Annotated in this window: 13 protein-coding genes and 1 tRNA gene; all 14 read right to left on the bottom strand. The window is 52.3% G+C overall.

Annotation, left to right across the window (positions count from 1 at the left end; translation table 11 throughout):
* Entirely contained in the window at window positions 1-2,079 is a 2,079-nt protein-coding gene (fusA, locus tag TCARDRAFT_RS07040; protein WP_007289425.1) for an elongation factor G, read from the bottom strand.
* A gap of 29 nt (window positions 2,080-2,108) precedes the next feature.
* Window positions 2,109-2,579: a 30S ribosomal protein S7 gene (rpsG, locus tag TCARDRAFT_RS07035; protein ID WP_007289424.1), complete on the bottom strand. Its 471-nt coding sequence runs from the start codon at window positions 2,577-2,579 to the stop codon at window positions 2,109-2,111.
* Between the two features lie 41 nt (window positions 2,580-2,620).
* A complete protein-coding gene (gene rpsL, locus TCARDRAFT_RS07030) occupies window positions 2,621-2,995 on the bottom strand; it encodes a 30S ribosomal protein S12 (RefSeq protein ID WP_007289423.1) in 375 nt (124 codons plus the stop codon).
* Between the two features lie 93 nt (window positions 2,996-3,088).
* Window positions 3,089-3,334 carry a L7Ae/L30e/S12e/Gadd45 family ribosomal protein gene (locus TCARDRAFT_RS07025; protein WP_007289422.1) on the bottom strand — a complete coding sequence of 82 codons (246 nt, stop codon included), beginning with the start codon at window positions 3,332-3,334 and terminating at the stop codon, window positions 3,089-3,091.
* Between the two features lie 182 nt (window positions 3,335-3,516).
* Window positions 3,517-7,467, bottom strand: coding sequence for a DNA-directed RNA polymerase subunit beta' (gene rpoC / locus TCARDRAFT_RS07020; protein WP_007289421.1), 3,951 nt, complete (start codon window positions 7,465-7,467; stop codon window positions 3,517-3,519).
* 22 nt (window positions 7,468-7,489) lie between these two features.
* Window positions 7,490-11,320: a DNA-directed RNA polymerase subunit beta gene (rpoB, locus tag TCARDRAFT_RS07015; RefSeq protein WP_007289420.1), complete on the bottom strand. Its 3,831-nt coding sequence runs from the start codon at window positions 11,318-11,320 to the stop codon at window positions 7,490-7,492.
* A gap of 484 nt (window positions 11,321-11,804) precedes the next feature.
* Complete coding sequence (rplL, locus tag TCARDRAFT_RS07010; protein ID WP_007289419.1) at window positions 11,805-12,182, bottom strand: 50S ribosomal protein L7/L12; 378 nt, start codon at window positions 12,180-12,182, stop codon at window positions 11,805-11,807.
* A gap of 107 nt (window positions 12,183-12,289) precedes the next feature.
* Complete coding sequence (rplJ, locus tag TCARDRAFT_RS07005; RefSeq protein WP_007289418.1) at window positions 12,290-12,820, bottom strand: 50S ribosomal protein L10; 531 nt, start codon at window positions 12,818-12,820, stop codon at window positions 12,290-12,292.
* A 201-nt stretch (window positions 12,821-13,021) separates the two neighbouring features.
* Complete coding sequence (gene rplA, locus TCARDRAFT_RS07000) at window positions 13,022-13,726, bottom strand: 50S ribosomal protein L1 (protein WP_007289417.1); 705 nt, start codon at window positions 13,724-13,726, stop codon at window positions 13,022-13,024.
* A 71-nt stretch (window positions 13,727-13,797) separates the two neighbouring features.
* Window positions 13,798-14,223, bottom strand: a complete 426-nt coding sequence (rplK, locus tag TCARDRAFT_RS06995) for a 50S ribosomal protein L11 (protein WP_007289416.1) — start codon at window positions 14,221-14,223, stop codon at window positions 13,798-13,800.
* Window positions 14,224-14,330: 107 nt separating this feature from the next.
* Entirely contained in the window at window positions 14,331-14,861 is a 531-nt protein-coding gene (gene nusG, locus TCARDRAFT_RS06990; RefSeq protein WP_007289415.1) for a transcription termination/antitermination protein NusG, read from the bottom strand.
* A 40-nt stretch (window positions 14,862-14,901) separates the two neighbouring features.
* Window positions 14,902-15,117 (bottom strand): preprotein translocase subunit SecE, encoded by a 216-nt coding sequence (gene secE, locus TCARDRAFT_RS06985; RefSeq protein WP_040683169.1) that lies wholly within the window; start codon window positions 15,115-15,117, stop codon window positions 14,902-14,904.
* A gap of 54 nt (window positions 15,118-15,171) precedes the next feature.
* Window positions 15,172-15,247: transfer RNA gene (locus TCARDRAFT_RS06980), tRNA-Trp, on the bottom strand.
* A gap of 33 nt (window positions 15,248-15,280) precedes the next feature.
* On the bottom strand, window positions 15,281-15,430 hold the full coding sequence (gene rpmG / locus TCARDRAFT_RS06975) for a 50S ribosomal protein L33 (protein WP_040683168.1): 150 nt from the start codon (window positions 15,428-15,430) through the stop codon (window positions 15,281-15,283).
* Window positions 15,431-15,648: the final 218 nt, after the last annotated feature.

Raw genomic sequence — 15,648 nt, 5'->3', positions numbered from 1 at the left:
TTAAGCGCCTTTAACTTTGGCAACAATCGCGTCTGCGATGTTTTTGGGAACTTCTTCGTAGTGGTCGAATTCCATTGAGTAGTTGCCCCGGCCCTGAGTCTTGGATCTGAGGTCAGTGGCATAACCAAACATTTCCGCCAGCGGTACAAATGCCCGGATAGCTTGAACACCGGCACGGGCTTCCATACCTTCGATGCGGCCCCGGCGCGAGTTGAGATCGCCGATAACGTCGCCCATATATTCTTCCGGCACGGTAACTTCGACCTTCATGTACGGCTCGAGGAGCACCGGGTCGGCTTTCTGTGCGCCAGCCTTGAAGCCCATCGAACCAGCAATCTTGAAGGCCATTTCCGAAGAGTCTACATCATGGTACGAACCATCATAGACGGTAACTTTGATGTCCACCATCGGATAACCGGCCAACACACCGTTTTCCATTGCTTCTTTGACGCCGCTCTCGATTGCTGGGATATATTCTTTCGGAATAACACCACCGACAATCTTGTTTTCGAAGATAAAACCTTTGCCAGGCTCAAGGGGCTCGATTTCCAGCCAGCAGTGGCCATACTGACCGCGGCCACCGGACTGACGGACGAACTTGCCTTCCGCCTTGACTGCCTTGCGGATGGTTTCACGGTAAGCAACCTGGGGTTTGCCAACGTTGCAATCGACCTTGAACTCGCGCAGCATGCGGTCGACGATGATTTCCAGGTGCAGCTCGCCCATACCTTGGATAATGGTCTGACCGGTTTCCTGGTCAGTATACATCCGGAAAGTCGGGTCTTCTTCCGCCAACCGCTGGAGAGCGATGGACATTTTCTCCTGGTCAGCCTTGGTTTTCGGTTCAACGGCTACCGAAATAACCGGCTCGGGGAAGACCATCGACTCGAGAATGATGGGGTTTTTCTCATCGCACAGCGTATCGCCGGTCGTGGTATCTTTAAGACCGACGGCAGCGGCGATGTCACCGGTGCAAACTTCGTCAATTTCTTCGCGGTGATTGGCATGCATCTGGAGGATGCGGCCAATCCGCTCTTTTTTGCCCTTAGTAGAGTTGTATACATACGAACCGGACGTCAGCTTACCGGAATAAACGCGGAAGAAAGTAAGCTTGCCCACATAGGGGTCGGCCATAATTTTGAAGGCCAACGCCGAAAAGGGCAGGTCATCTTTTGCCTCACGGTAGTCTTCCGCACCAGTATCGGGATTAATCCCGCGAATAGCCGGGATATCAGTCGGCGCCGGCAGGTAGTCGACAACGGCGTCGAGCAGCGGCTGTACACCCTTATTGCGGTAAGACGAACCGCACAGCACCGGCGTCATCTTGCACGCAATCGTCGCTTTGCGGATACCGGCTTTAATTTCCTCGACGGTGAGCTCTTCCCCTTCCAGGTATTTCATCATCAGCTCATCATCGCTCTCGGCCACGGCATCCAGCAGGTTCTGCCGGTACAGTTCAGCCTGCTCGCGCATGTCTTCCGGAATATCGGTAGCCTCACTGGTCTTGCCGAGGTCATCGGTGTAAACGATGGCCTTCATTTCAATCAGGTCAATAATACCTTTGAAGGTATCCTCAAAACCAATGGGCAGCTGGATAGGCACCGGATTGGCGCCCAACCGGGTTTTCATCATTTCTATAACCCGATAAAAATCGGCGCCGATTATGTCCATTTTGTTTACATAGGCAATACGAGGAACACCATATTTATCCGCCTGGCGCCATACCGTTTCGGACTGGGGCTCAACACCACCCTTGGCGCAAAATACCGCAACCGAACCATCAAGCACTCTGAGCGAGCGCTCTACCTCAACCGTGAAGTCCACGTGCCCTGGTGTGTCAATAATGTTGATCCGGTGACCCTTCCATTGACAAGTAGTGGCCGCCGAGGTAATGGTAATACCTCTCTCCTGCTCCTGGACCATCCAGTCCATCGTCGCAGCGCCATCATGGACTTCACCAATTTTGTGCACTCTGCCTGTATAGAAGAGGATGCGTTCAGTTGTCGTGGTCTTACCGGCGTCAATGTGTGCCATGATGCCAATGTTCCGCGTCTTTTCGAGAGGAAACTGTCTGGCCACTATCATCACTCCTTACAGTACATCCGGAATTACCACCGATAATGCGCAAAAGCCTTGTTGGCTTCAGCCATCTTATGGGTATCCTCTTTTTTCTTGACCGCGCCGCCCGTGTTATTGGCAGCGTCCATCAGTTCGGCCGCCAGTCTTTCCCGCATGGTCTTTTCACCACGCAGGCGGGCGTAGTTAACCAGCCAACGAATTCCCAGCGACAGACGACGGTCAGGGCGCACTTCTACCGGCACCTGATAGTTAGCGCCACCGACCCGGCGGGCACGCACCTCCAGGACAGGCATGACGTTTTTAAGCGCTGTTTCAAATACTTCAACCGGGTCTTTACCAGTCTTAGCCCGGATAATATCAAACGCATCATATACAATCTTTTCGGCAATGCCTTTTTTGCCGCTTAACATGACCTTGTTAATGAGCCGGGTGATCAACTTGGAGTTGTACACCGGATCAGGCAAGACGTCGCGCTTCGGCACAGGACCCTTTCTCGGCATCGATTTCCCTCCTTCATCCATTTTTGCTATTATCGCGCGCTTTATTTCTTCGGACGCTTAGCGCCGTATTTGGAACGCCCTTGGTTGCGTTTCGCGACACCGGCCGTGTCCAGCGCGCCACGGATGATGTGGTAACGCACACCCGGAAGGTCCTTAACCCTGCCACCCCTGATAAGCACTACCGAGTGTTCTTGCAGGTTGTGACCAATCCCCGGAATGTAAGCGGTTACTTCAATGCCATTGGTCAGCCGCACACGCGCCACTTTCCGCAGCGCCGAGTTCGGCTTCTTCGGCGTAGTAGTATATACCCTGGTGCAGACGCCGCGCTTTTGGGGACATTCTTTCAAAGCAGGCGCCGTGGATTTTTTCTCTACTGTTTCTCTGCCTTTGCGCACTAATTGGTTAATTGTCGGCATAAATACACCTCCTTCCCTAAAAATGTGGATTTATAAATAATTTTGCCCCTCGCGCATAGCAAGGGGCAAAACATTAACACCCTTGACGTATGGCTAAGACACAATGGCCACCGCGGCTGCACCGACTTCGATGCCGCACGCTCGGCCCAGCTCGTCCATTGTGAGTCCTTCTTCCACCGGCAACCCTTTCTGCGCGCACAACGTGCGTATGGGCTGCACAATACGATGATCAGCGTCGGTCGCCAGGTACACCCGCAGGGCCATACCTTTTTCGATCGCCCGTGTTGTCTGCTTGGCGCCGATGACCTTTTTAGCCTTTTTTAAAGTCTCCAGCGACACGGAAATCACTCCCCAACTTAACAAACGAATCCAATTTCACCGCAGACACTCTAATATTTTAGCATTACTAACTAATGATGTCAATAAAATTAAGCTCTTACGCTAAATTTTCATGTACACGGCGCCGGGAGTGTCACATGGCAAAGGCACTTGCGGCAAAAACTGCCGCAAGTGCCGAAAGCTTATCGTTGTTCACTGCTATTAACTTCGTCAAGGCGCCGCACTTTGATGTTGCGGTAGCGGCTCATCCCGGTGCCAGCCGGCACCAGTTTGCCAATGATGACGTTTTCCTTGAGTCCCAGCAGCGGGTCAATTTTCCCTTTAATGGCCGCTTCCGTCAGGACGCGGGTCGTTTCCTGGAAGGAAGCTGCCGATAGGAAAGAGTCGGTCGCCAACGATGCCTTGGTAATACCGAGGAGGATGGGACGAGCCACGGCAGGTTCGCCGCCTTTCTCAATGGCCCGGGCGTTTTCACTTTCAAAAGTATTAATATCAATGTACTCGCCCGGCAGGAGATCGGTATCGCCAGGGTCTTCGACCTTGACCTTGTGCAGCATTTGCCGCACCATAACCTCAATGTGCTTGTCATTGATCTCAACGCCCTGGGATTTGTAAACCTTCTGTACTTCATGGACCAGGTAGCGCTGCGTCGCCCGCAAGCCACTAACGCGCAGAATGTCATGCGGATTGACCGAACCTTCGGTGAGGCGGTCGCCGGCCTGGACGACGTCGCCGTCCTTGACAAGTAGTCTTGCCCCGTATGGGATTTGGTATACCCGTTCTTCGCCCATCGGCGGCTTAACGGTAACCTTGCGCATACCTTTGACTTCTTTGACTTCCACCGTTCCGTCGATTTCGCTAATGATCGCCTGGCGTTTTGGCTTGCGGGCTTCAAACAATTCTTCGACCCGCGGCAAACCTTGGGTGATGTCGTCACCGGCAATACCACCGGTATGGAAGGTACGCATGGTAAGCTGGGTGCCCGGCTCGCCAATCGACTGGGCGGCGATGATGCCAACCGCTTCGCCAACATCGACCATATGCCCGGTAGCCAGGTTGCGACCATAGCATTTTATGCAGACGCCATATTGCGATTTGCAGGTGAGAACCGACCGAATGGATACCTTTTTGCGAAACTGAACGATGCGATCGGCTTTTTCTTCCGTAATTTCCTCGTTAAGCCGGACGATAACTTCCCCGGTATTTTCATCAATGATATCCTCGGCAGCCACCCGGCCCACGATCCGGTCGCGCAGCGATTCAATCACGCTCGCCCCTTCAGTGATAGCCTCCACTTCGATGCCTTTGATATTATTGTTGCGGACCTTGACTTCCCGCACATCGCTCGACAGGATGGCTTCAATGTGGTCTTCCGTAAGCGGCGTGTCGGCCGGAACGATTTCCTCGCCGGCGCTATTATAGACCGCCTCAACGGTATTTTTGCCGAGCATCTCCCGCACCATCGCTTCTTTGAGCGTCTGGCGCATTTTCTCTTCCGGCGCACCCAGAGTGATGATTTCGGTAGCGGCGCTGCCCACATCTTCTTCGGTTGATACCGCCAGCCCGCGCACCACAATCTCAAATACGCCGTGTTCGCCGATGGTTTTCAAGTGGTCATCGTCGAGGGCAGTATCCTTAGCTATCAACACATCGCCTGTCTTGGGGTCCAGGACGTCCTGCGCCAAAACGCGGCCGAGGAGCGTGTCGCGCAAAAAGCCGATAGCGCTGGCGCTTGACTGGGCAAGCCGGGCCCGTTCTTTGACGAGGTTAATGCCGATAACATCGCAGTCTTCCTCACGAACAATGACATCCTGGGCCACGTCGACCAGACGGCGGGTAAGATAACCCGAGTCGGCCGTCCGCAGCGCCGTGTCAGCCAAACCTTTCCGGGCGCCGTGTGTCGAGGTGAAGTAGTCAAGTACAGTTAGGCCCTCGCGGAAGTTGGCCTTAATCGGTACGTCGATAATTCTTCCGGAAGGATCGGCCATAAGGCCCCGCATGCCGGCAAGCTGGCGGATCTGCTGGATGTTGCCGCGGGCGCCGGAGTTGGCCATCATGTAGACAGGATTAAATTTATCCAGGGCATTCATGAGTGCGGCCGTGACTTCCTCGGTCGCCTTAGTCCAGAGGTCGATAATCTTCTTGTACCGCTCGTCTTCGGTAATCAGACCACGGCGGTACTGTTTATCAATAATGTCGACCTGCGCGTCGGTCCGAGCCAAAATCTCCTTTTTCTCCGGCGGAATGACAATATCGGAAATAGCGATGGTGACGCCCGCCTGGCGAGCGAACGTAAAGCCCATCTTTTTGATATTGTCCAAAATCTCCGCCGTTTTCGCGTTGCCGAAGCGGCGGTAGGCTTTATCCACCAGTTTCGCCAGCTGCTTTTTGTCCATCAGGATGCCGAGATACCATTCGCCGTTTTCCTGTCGGTATTCCCGCAGTTCTTCCGGCAGCGGCTCATTGAAGATCAACCGGCCAACGGTGGTGTTAACCAGGCCCTTGCCCGGCATCCGTACTTTAATCTTGGCATGGAGAGACACTTCTTTATGATCATAAGCGAGGAGCGCCTCGTTAACATTGGCAAAAATCTTGCCTTCGCCTTTGTCGCCGTCTCGTTCAATGGTCAAGTAGTAGGAGCCAAGAACCATGTCCTGAGTCGGAGTGGCAATAGGTTTACCGTCCTTAGTGGAAAGGATGTTATGCGCCGACAGCATGAGCATGCGGGCTTCCGCCTGGGCCTCCGCCGACAGCGGCACATGCACGGCCATTTGGTCGCCGTCAAAGTCGGCGTTGTAGGCGGTGCAAACAAGGGGGTGGATCTTGATGGCTCGGCCTTCGGACAACACCGGTTCAAAGGCCTGAATACCAAGGCGGTGCAGCGTGGGGGCCCGGTTAAGGAGTACCGGATGCTCTTTGATGACCTCTTCGAGGACGTCCCAAACCTCGGGTCTGACCCGTTCGACCATCCGTTTTGCACTCTTGATATTGTGGGCATGGCCGGCGTTAACCAGCTTTTTCATGACAAAAGGCTTGAAGAGTTCTAACGCCATCTCCTTAGGCAAACCGCACTGGTGCAGTTTGAGCTCCGGGCCGACGACGATAACCGAACGGCCTGAGTAGTCAACCCGCTTGCCCAGCAGGTTCTGGCGGAACCGCCCCTGCTTACCTTTGAGCATATCGCTCAGCGACTTGAGCGGACGGTTGCCGGGGCCGGTGACCGGCCGGCCGCGGCGGCCGTTGTCGATGAGAGCGTCGACCGCTTCCTGGAGCATCCGCTTTTCATTGCGGACAATGATATCAGGCGCTCCCAGGTCGAGAAGACGCTTAAGGCGGTTGTTGCGGTTGATGACGCGGCGGTACAGGTCGTTGAGGTCAGAGGTGGCAAAGCGGCCACCGTCAAGCTGGACCATGGGGCGCAGTTCGGGCGGAATGACGGGAATTACGTCGAGGATCATCCACTCCGGCCGGTTGCCCGACTTACGAAAAGCCTCCACAACTTCCAGACGGCGGATGGCCCGGATTTTGCGCTGACCGCTTACTTCCTTGAGTTCCTGCCGCAGTTCGCGACTCATCTTATCAAGGTCAAGTTCTTCGAGGAGTTTCTTTATGGCCTCGGCCCCCATGCCAACCTTAAACGCGTTGCCATATTTTTCCCGGTATTCGCGGTATTCGTTCTCCGTCAGCAACTGTTTTTTCATGAGGGGAGTATCGCCGGGATCGAGGACAATGTAGGAAGCAAAATAAAGCACCTTCTCGAGCGACCGGGGCGATATGTCAAGAATAAGGCCCATCCGGCTGGGGATGCCTTTAAAATACCAAATATGGGAGACCGGCGCCGCTAGTTCGATATGGCCCATCCGGTCGCGGCGCACTTTGGAGCGCGTAACTTCAACGCCGCAGCGATCGCAAACAATACCTTTATAGCGGATGCGTTTATATTTGCCGCAATGACATTCCCAGTCGCGGGTGGGACCAAAAATTTTCTCACAGAACAACCCGTCGCGCTCAGGCTTAAGGGTGCGGTAGTTAATAGTTTCAGGTTTTTTAACTTCGCCGTACGACCACTTACGAATCTGATCCGGTGACGCCAAACCGATACGGATGGAGTCAAAATTATTTACGTCCAACAAGGGGGTATCGCTCCCTTCTCATTTACTCGTAGTCGTCTTCAAGCTCATCAAGATAATCGCGAGGATTGATTTTCTTTTGTTTAGCAAGCTTGGCCTTCTTGCCGGCTTTACCGCGTGGCACGACAAATTCGTCATCTTCGTCGTCGATTGCAGTCGGGGGAAGGTCAAACTTATCACTGTCCATCTCGCCGATTTCAGCAATAATATCCAATTCTTCATCAAGCGGCTCGGCAGCGCTACCTGCTTCCATCTCGTCCACCATATCGGGTTCAATGTCGTCAAGTTTTCGCTCATGCGGCAGCGGCCGATGCGGTTCTTCGCCGCCAAGGCTGAGTTCCAATTCCTTGGCTGTTTCATGGATATCCTCGTCTGACTCGCGAATGAGGATTTCCTGAGCATCCTCGCTAAGCACCTTAACGTCTAGACCGATGCTCTGCAATTCTTTGATGAGTACCTTAAAGGACTCGGGCACCCCCGGTTCAGGCACATTTTCGCCTTTTACAATGGCTTCATAGGTTTTTACGCGGCCGACCACGTCATCTGACTTAACCGTCAAGAGCTCCTGCAGCGTATAAGCGGCGCCGTAGGCTTCCAGCGCCCAAACCTCCATTTCGCCGAACCGCTGACCGCCGAACTGGGCCTTGCCGCCCAGCGGCTGCTGGGTAACAAGCGAGTAGGGCCCGGTAGAACGGGCATGAATTTTGTCGTCCACCAAGTGGGCCAGTTTCAGCATATAGATATAGCCTACGGTGACCGGATTGTCAAAAGGCTCGCCGGTGCGGCCGTCATATAGGATGCTTTTGCCATTTTCTGGCAAGCCGGCCATTTTCAGTGTTTTAAACACGTCTTCTTCGCGGGCCCCGTCAAAAACGGGCGTCGCCAGGTGAACCCCGGCTTCCCCTGGTTTGAGCATGCCGTGTTTATCCACATCATAGCCGACTTCCCGCAAACGCTGCTCTACATTAGGATCCATATTTTTAATCTGGAGGCCGAGGGCGTGAGCAGCCCAACCAAGGTGCGTTTCCAGTACCTGACCGATGTTCATCCGAGACGGTACGCCCAGGGGATTGAGCACGATTTGCACAGGACGGCCATCGGGCAGGAAAGGCATATCTTCTACCGGCATGATGCGCGACACGACACCCTTGTTGCCGTGGCGACCAGCCATCTTGTCGCCTTCCGAAATCTTCCGTTTTTGGGCAATGTAAACGCGGACCAGCTGGTTTACACCGGGCGGCAGCTCGTCGCCGTTCTCCCGGGTAAAGACTTTTACATCGACGATTTTGCCGGCTTCACCGTGCGGCACGCGCAGCGACGTGTCACGCACTTCCCGCGCCTTTTCGCCAAAAATGGCCCTGAGTAGCCGTTCTTCTGCCGTCAATTCCGTCTCGCCTTTCGGCGTTACTTTGCCAACCAAAATGTCGCCGGGGCGAACCTCGGCACCAACCCGGATAATGCCGCGTTCGTCCAAATCGCGGAGCACATCCTCTGACACGTTGGGAATATCGCGGGTTATTTCTTCCGGTCCCAATTTGGTGTCGCGGGCATCGCACTCATATTCTTCAATGTGGATCGAAGTAAAAATATCTTCCTTCACCAGCTCTTCGCTGAGTAGGATGGCGTCCTCGTAGTTGTAGCCCTCCCACGGCATAAACGCTACCAGGACGTTGTAGCCAAGGGCGAGTTCACCGTTGTTGGTGGACGGCCCGTCGGCCAGGGGCTGACCTTTTTCCACCCGCTGGCCCTTGTAAACGATGGGCTTTTGATTGATACAAGTTCCTTGGTTGGAACGCATATATTTGAGCAGTTTATATGTATCCAAACTGCCCTTGTCAGTACGAACCTGAATTTCGGTAGCCGTCACCTTTTCGACCACGCCGGCATTTTTGGCGAGAACGACCACGCCGGAGTCGCAAGCCGCTTTATATTCCATGCCGGTGCCAACGAGCGGGGCCTGCGTTTTGAGAAGCGGTACAGCCTGACGCTGCATGTTGGCACCCATCAGGGCTCGGTTGGCGTCGTCGTTTTCCAGGAAGGGAATCATGGCAGTAGCGATAGACACTACCTGTTTGGGGGAAACATCCATGTAGTCGACCTGCTCGGCCGGGACAACCAGAATATCATGTTTGTAGCGGACGGTAACCCGTGGTTGGACAAACCAACCGTCTTCACTGATCTCTTCGTTGGCCTGGGCAATAACCACTTCATCTTCTTCGTCGGCGGTAAGATAGTGGACCTCATCAGTAACCCGGCGGTTCTCTTTATCAACTTTGCGGTACGGCGTCTCAATAAAGCCAAACTCATTAATCCGGGCAAAGGTGGACAGTGAGCCGATCAGACCGATGTTAGGACCTTCCGGCGTCTCAATTGGACACATACGGCCATAATGGGAGTGGTGCACGTCGCGCACTTCGAACCCGGCCCGTTCCCGGCTCAGACCACCCGGGCCAAGGGCGCTCAGCCGGCGTTTATGGGTAAGCTCGGCCAGCGGATTTGTCTGGTCCATGAACTGTGACAACTGGCTGGAGCCGAAGAATTCTTTAATGGCGGCCACTACCGGTCGGATGTTGATGAGCGCCTGCGGGGTAATGACATCGATATCCTGGATGGTCATGCGCTCTTTGACAACCCGCTCCATCCGCGACAAGCCGATGCGGAACTGGTTTTGCAATAGTTCGCCTACCGAGCGGAGACGGCGGTTGCCAAGGTGATCGATGTCGTCAACTTTGCCGTGGCCATCCATCAGGTTAAGCAGGTAGCTGATAGCAGCGATAATGTCCTCACGGGTGATGGTGCGATGCGAATAGGGTAAGCTGGGATTGGCGATTACCTTGATAACCGCGCCGTCTTTCTGGCGGATTTTGAATTCAATAAGGCCTTCGTGGTTGAAAACACCGCTTGCCTCGATGCGGGCGGCGACTTTTTCGTCCACTACCGTGCCTTCGGGAACAATAATCTCGCCTGTTTCTTTATTAATAATCGGCTCATGCAGCGTCTTGCCCATAATCCGGCGCCGCCAGCCCAGTTTTTTGGTCAGTTTATAGCGTCCTACCGCCGCCAAGTCATAGCGCTTGGGATCAAAAAACAGTGACTCTAAAAGTTGGGTCGCATTCTCTACTGTCGGCGGTTCGCCCGGCCGTAGACGCTTATAAATTTCTACCAGCGCCTCTTCCTTGGAAGAGGTGCTGTCCCGTTCCAGCGTGGCCCGGATGCGAACATCATCGTTGAAAAGGTCAAGAATGGCGCCATTAGAAGCCCACCCTAACGCCCGGATGAGGACAGTAACCGGCAATTTACGGGTACGGTCAACCCGCACGGACACAACGTCATTAGCGTCAGTTTCGAGCTCAAGCCACGCGCCGCGATTCGGGATGATGGTGGCATTATACAGCTTCTTACCGCTTGTATCGATCGTCTCACCGTAGTAGGCGCCCGGTGAGCGCACTAACTGACTGACAATAACGCGTTCGGCGCCGTTGATGATAAAAGTACCGTTTTCCGTCATGAGCGGGAAATCGCCCATGAAGACTTCTTGTTCTTTAATTTCGCCGGTTTCCTTGTTGATAAGGCGTACACTAACGCGCAAAGGGGCGGAATAGGTGACATCCCGTTCTTTGCACTCTTCCACCGAATACTTCGGCTCACCGAGCGTGAAGCCTTCAAACGACAAGACGAGATTGCCGGTGAAGTCTTGAATTGGCGAGATGTCGCGAAATATCTCCTGCAAACCTTCCTTGAGGAACCAGTTGTAGGAGTTTTTCTGGATTTCGATGAGGTTGGGCATGTCCAGAACTTCGTTAATCTTGGCATAACTATAGCGGACCCGAGTGCCCACCTGTACAGGCTTGAACATTTACATCCTTCACCCCTTAGCCCAATTTCACTAACCCTACATAAGAGCATAAAATAATGGATACTATAAATACGAAAAAGAAGCAAGGTTCTTCCGTTATTGAGGACCCTTGCTTTTTTCAGCACGATGAAATAAATGTTTCATCCTCCACTATATTACTATTTCCTGGCAATACACAAATTATACCAGCCATAGCAACATAAAATAAGAAAATTGGCGCCTGTGTATTGCATCGCATTTTAGAATGATAACATATGTAAAATATGTTGTCAAGAAAATTTATCCACTGAAAAAAAATTAGTGCCGCAAATTGCCACAGAGAATTGCCACAGGGACAGTTCTGGTGACAACCAAGCAAGAAAATGGGTTAGGGTTTCAAAAACAATTAATGCATCATTGTCAGGCGTTGTCACAATAACCGTCCCTCTGACAATAAAGCAAAAAGGGTGCCCGCGTAGAGCACCCTTTCATGCTTTGCCAGTCGTTATTTAATTTCAACAGTAGCGCCGGCTTCGACAAGCTTAGCTTTGATCGCTTCGGCATCGGCTTTGGAAACTTTTTCTTTAACAGGCTTGGGAGCGCCATCCACCAGGTCTTTGGCTTCTTTGAGACCCAGGCCGGTGATTTCGCGCACAACTTTGATAACGTTGATTTTGCCGGCGCCAGGGTTGGTGAGAATAACGTCGAATTCGGTTTTTTCTTCGGCAGCAGGAGCAGCAGCAGCGCCGGCGGCCGGAGCAGCAGCGACGGCTACAGGAGCGGCAGCGCTAACACCGAATTTTTCTTCGAGGGCTTTTACGAGCTCAGCGAGCTCCAGCACAGTCATTTTCTCAATAGCTTCCATAATTTGTTCTTTCGTCATATTTCAATACCTCCAACTTTCTAATTGTTTTATGCTTTGCTTTAGGTATGTGTTAACTTGGGAAACCAGGCTGCATTATTCATGCGGAACGTTTCACGCCGCACTGCTTACGCAGATTCTTTTTGTTTGCGGACAGCCTCCAGCACATATACGAAGTTGCGGATGGTGCCCTGGAGAACATTGACCAAGCCGGCAATGGGCGCCTGCATGCCTGCCAGCACCTGAGCGATAAGGACTTCGCGCGGGGGCAGGTTTGCCAAGGCTTTAACACCGTCGACGTCAATAACCTTGCCCTCGACCAAACCGGCTTTGATTTCCATGACTTGCAACTTGTTTTCTTTGATGAAGTCGGAAATCACTTTTGCCGGTGCTACCGGGTCATTGTAAGACATGGCAATGGCCGTCGGCCCTTCTAAATAGGGCTCTAACCCTTCCAGCCCCACTTCTTTGGCAGCAATGCGGGTCAGTGTATTTTTTACTACGCGGTACTCAACGCCAGCTTCGCGGAGCTTACGGCGCAGTTTGGTGTCCTGAGCCACCGTAAGGCCGCGGTAGTTGGTAATAACCGCCCCTTTGGTATTTGCCAGTTTTTCTTTCAATTCAGCGACAATAGCTTGTTTCTCCGATGTTACTGCCACTTACATTCCACCTCCTTTATAGGTTTCAACCAAACACCAAAATAAAAGCGACCTCGCGGCAGCAGAAAACCGGAGGTCGCTTACACACAGGTTTAGTGTGCAGTACCGTTTGCCCGGCCTCGGCAGGCGGACTTCATCATCCATTAAAGAAACTACCTGCTTTCTACAGCCTACTAGCTATAAGCTATAAGATTTATGCTATTAGTCTTTTTTGCCGGGAGCGCGCAGCGTGCTCACTTTTACGCCAGGCCCCATAGTGGTGCTCAGGGTAATGCTGCGCAGGTACTGACCCTTGGCTGCAGCCGGCTTAACGCGAATCAAGGTGTCGATGAGCGTATAGAAGTTCTTAAGCAGCTTCTCGTTGTCAAACGAGACCTTGCCGATCGGCGCATGAATATTACCGGCCTTATCGGTGCGGTACTCGATCTTACCAGCCTTGATCTCTTTAACGGCACGGGCTACATCCATGGTTACCGTGCCGACTTTGGGGTTCGGCATTAAGCCTTTGGGACCGAGGATTTTACCAAGACGGCCGACCATGCCCATCATATCGGGCGTAGCCACGGCCACATCAAAATCGGTCCAACCTTCCTGAATTTTCGCCACCATATCTTCAGCGCCCACAAAATCAGCGCCGGCTTCTTCGGCTTCCTTGGCTTTTTCACCTTTGGCGAAGACGAGAACCCGTTTGGTTTTGCCGGTGCCATAGGGCAGAACAACGGCGCCGCGCACCTGCTGGTCGGCGTGTTTGGGATCAACGCCCAGTTTTACGGCCACTTCCACCGTTTCGTCAAACTTGGCGCTGGCCGTTTTCTTTACCAGCTCAACGGCCTCTTCTGGATCATACAGCTTGCCCCGCTCAATCAGCTTGGCCGCTTCTTGATATTTCTTACCGTGTTTCGGCATTGACAATTTCCTCCTTTGTGGTAGTAGCGGAAAATCCTCCCACACGCGGCTGATGCCGCACCATACTAGTGTTAGTCGATAATGTCGATACCCATGCTGCGGGCAGTGCCCTCAATCATGCGCATTGCCGCTTCGAGGCTGGCAGCATTCAAGTCCTGCATCTTGAGTTCCGCAATCTCGCGAACCTTGGCGCGAGGAACCTTAGCAACCTTTTTCTTGTTAGGCTCACCCGAAGCAGTCTCAATTCCTGCGGCCTTTTTCAGCAGTACGGCTGCAGGCGGGGTCTTGGTGACAAACGTGAAAGATCTATCTTCAAAGACGGTGATTTCAACCGGAATAATCAAACCGGCTTGTTGCGCCGTTCTTTCGTTAAATTCCTTAACGAAAGCCATTATATTGACTCCAGCCTGACCGAGCGCAGGCCCAACCGGAGGCGCCGGAGTAGCTTTGCCAGCAGGAACTTGCAGTTTCACAACTTTCACTACTTTTTTAGCCATTGGTTTACACCTCCTTACATGCAAAATGTGGTCTACGGGCCTTTAAACCCTCCCACGTTGGCGGCCGCAGCGCAGTCGCCAGATTAGGAAAGTCACAACAATAATGGTTATATTTTTTCAACTTGTACGAAATCCAATTCTACCGGCGTCTCGCGGCCAAAAAGATTGATCAGCACTTTCAGTTTACCCCGATCGGGGTAAACTTCCAGGACGGAGGCCGTCCAGTTTTCAAAAGCGCCGGAAGTAATCCGCACAAGTTGCCCTATGCTAATATCAACTTTGGGCTTAATTTCTTCAATCCCCATAGCTTTGAGGATGTGTCTGACTTCGGCATCGCTAAGCGGAATGGGTTTGGTTCCTGAGCCCACAAAGCCGGTCACACCCGGCGTGTTGCGGACAACATACCAGGACCGGTCATTCACAATCATCTCTACCAGCACATAGCCGGGAAAAACTTTGCGTTTGGCGACTTTTTTCTTGCCATCCTTAATTTCCACTTCGTCTTCCATTGGCACTAAAACACGAAAAATCTCGTTTTCCATGCCCATGGAACGAACTTTTTTCTCAAGGTTGGCTTTCACTTTGTTTTCATAACCGGAATAAGTATGGATAACATACCACTTTTTTTCGGACTCCATGCAACAAGAGAGGCGCTCAGCGCCATCCCCCACCCCCTAGCTACTTAATGAATAACCGAAGCAGTTCGCTGAAACCGGTGTCAATAACCCAAATAAGCAGTGCAACCACCAATACGGAAACAAAGACAACACCCGTGTAGGATACCAGTTCCTGCTTATTGGGCCAAGAAACTTTCTTGAGCTCGGCTCTTACGTCGCGCAAAAACCGTTTCCAGCGTGCTGTATTGGTTGGGATTGCCGTTTCTTGGGCAGCCACTTTCTCACATCCCCATTTCATACTGCCAATTTAGCATTAACACACAATAATAATTGGCAGGGGCGGCAGGACTTGAACCCGCAACCAACGGTTTTGGAGACCGCTACTCTACCAATTGAGCTACACCCCTACAGCCTTATGTTAATACAAATTCAATTATAAATTACTTGGTTTCTTTGTGTAAAGTGTGTTTTTTGCAAAACTTGCAGTATTTATTTAATTCGAGTCTATCGGGGTCGTTTTTCTTATTTTTATTGGTTTGGTAATTGCGTTGCTTGCATTCAGTACAAGCCAGCGTAATAGCGTTGCGCATCCTGTACACCTCTTTCTAAATTCCAACTAAGCATGACAAGCCGTCAGCATTCGCTAATACAATTTATCACACTTATTTCGCCCTGTCAATAGTCCACGCGTCCGGGTATGCAATTAGGGACAGAAATAAACAGGGGTGGAGTACCCCATTCCCCTGTTTATTATTCATTTCCATTTATGATAATTTTATACACGCGTGGGTAAATGTCAGATAGTTTT

Origin of the sequence: Thermosinus carboxydivorans Nor1, assembly GCF_000169155.1 — a bacterium.
Classification (GTDB): domain Bacteria; phylum Bacillota; class Negativicutes; order Sporomusales; family Thermosinaceae; genus Thermosinus; species Thermosinus carboxydivorans.
Note: the sequence above shows the minus strand (reverse complement) of the source record. Positions and strands in the feature narration are given on the sequence as shown.

Bases quoted from the DNA above. Each gene is read 5' to 3' on its own strand.
- rplK (WP_007289416.1), bottom strand. From the start codon at position 14,223: ATGGCTAAAAAAGTAGTGAAAGTTGTGAAACTGCAAGTTCCTGCTGGC.
- rplA (WP_007289417.1), bottom strand. From the start codon at position 13,726: ATGCCGAAACACGGTAAGAAATATCAAGAAGCGGCCAAGCTGATTGAG.
- rpsL (WP_007289423.1), bottom strand. From the start codon at position 2,995: ATGCCGACAATTAACCAATTAGTGCGCAAAGGCAGAGAAACAGTAGAG.
- rpsG (WP_007289424.1), bottom strand. From the start codon at position 2,579: ATGCCGAGAAAGGGTCCTGTGCCGAAGCGCGACGTCTTGCCTGATCCG.
- rplL (WP_007289419.1), bottom strand. From the start codon at position 12,182: ATGACGAAAGAACAAATTATGGAAGCTATTGAGAAAATGACTGTGCTG.
- nusG (WP_007289415.1), bottom strand. From the start codon at position 14,861: ATGGAGTCCGAAAAAAAGTGGTATGTTATCCATACTTATTCCGGTTAT.
- rpmG (WP_040683168.1), bottom strand. From the start codon at position 15,430: ATGCGCAACGCTATTACGCTGGCTTGTACTGAATGCAAGCAACGCAAT.
- rpoB (WP_007289420.1), bottom strand. From the start codon at position 11,320: ATGTTCAAGCCTGTACAGGTGGGCACTCGGGTCCGCTATAGTTATGCC.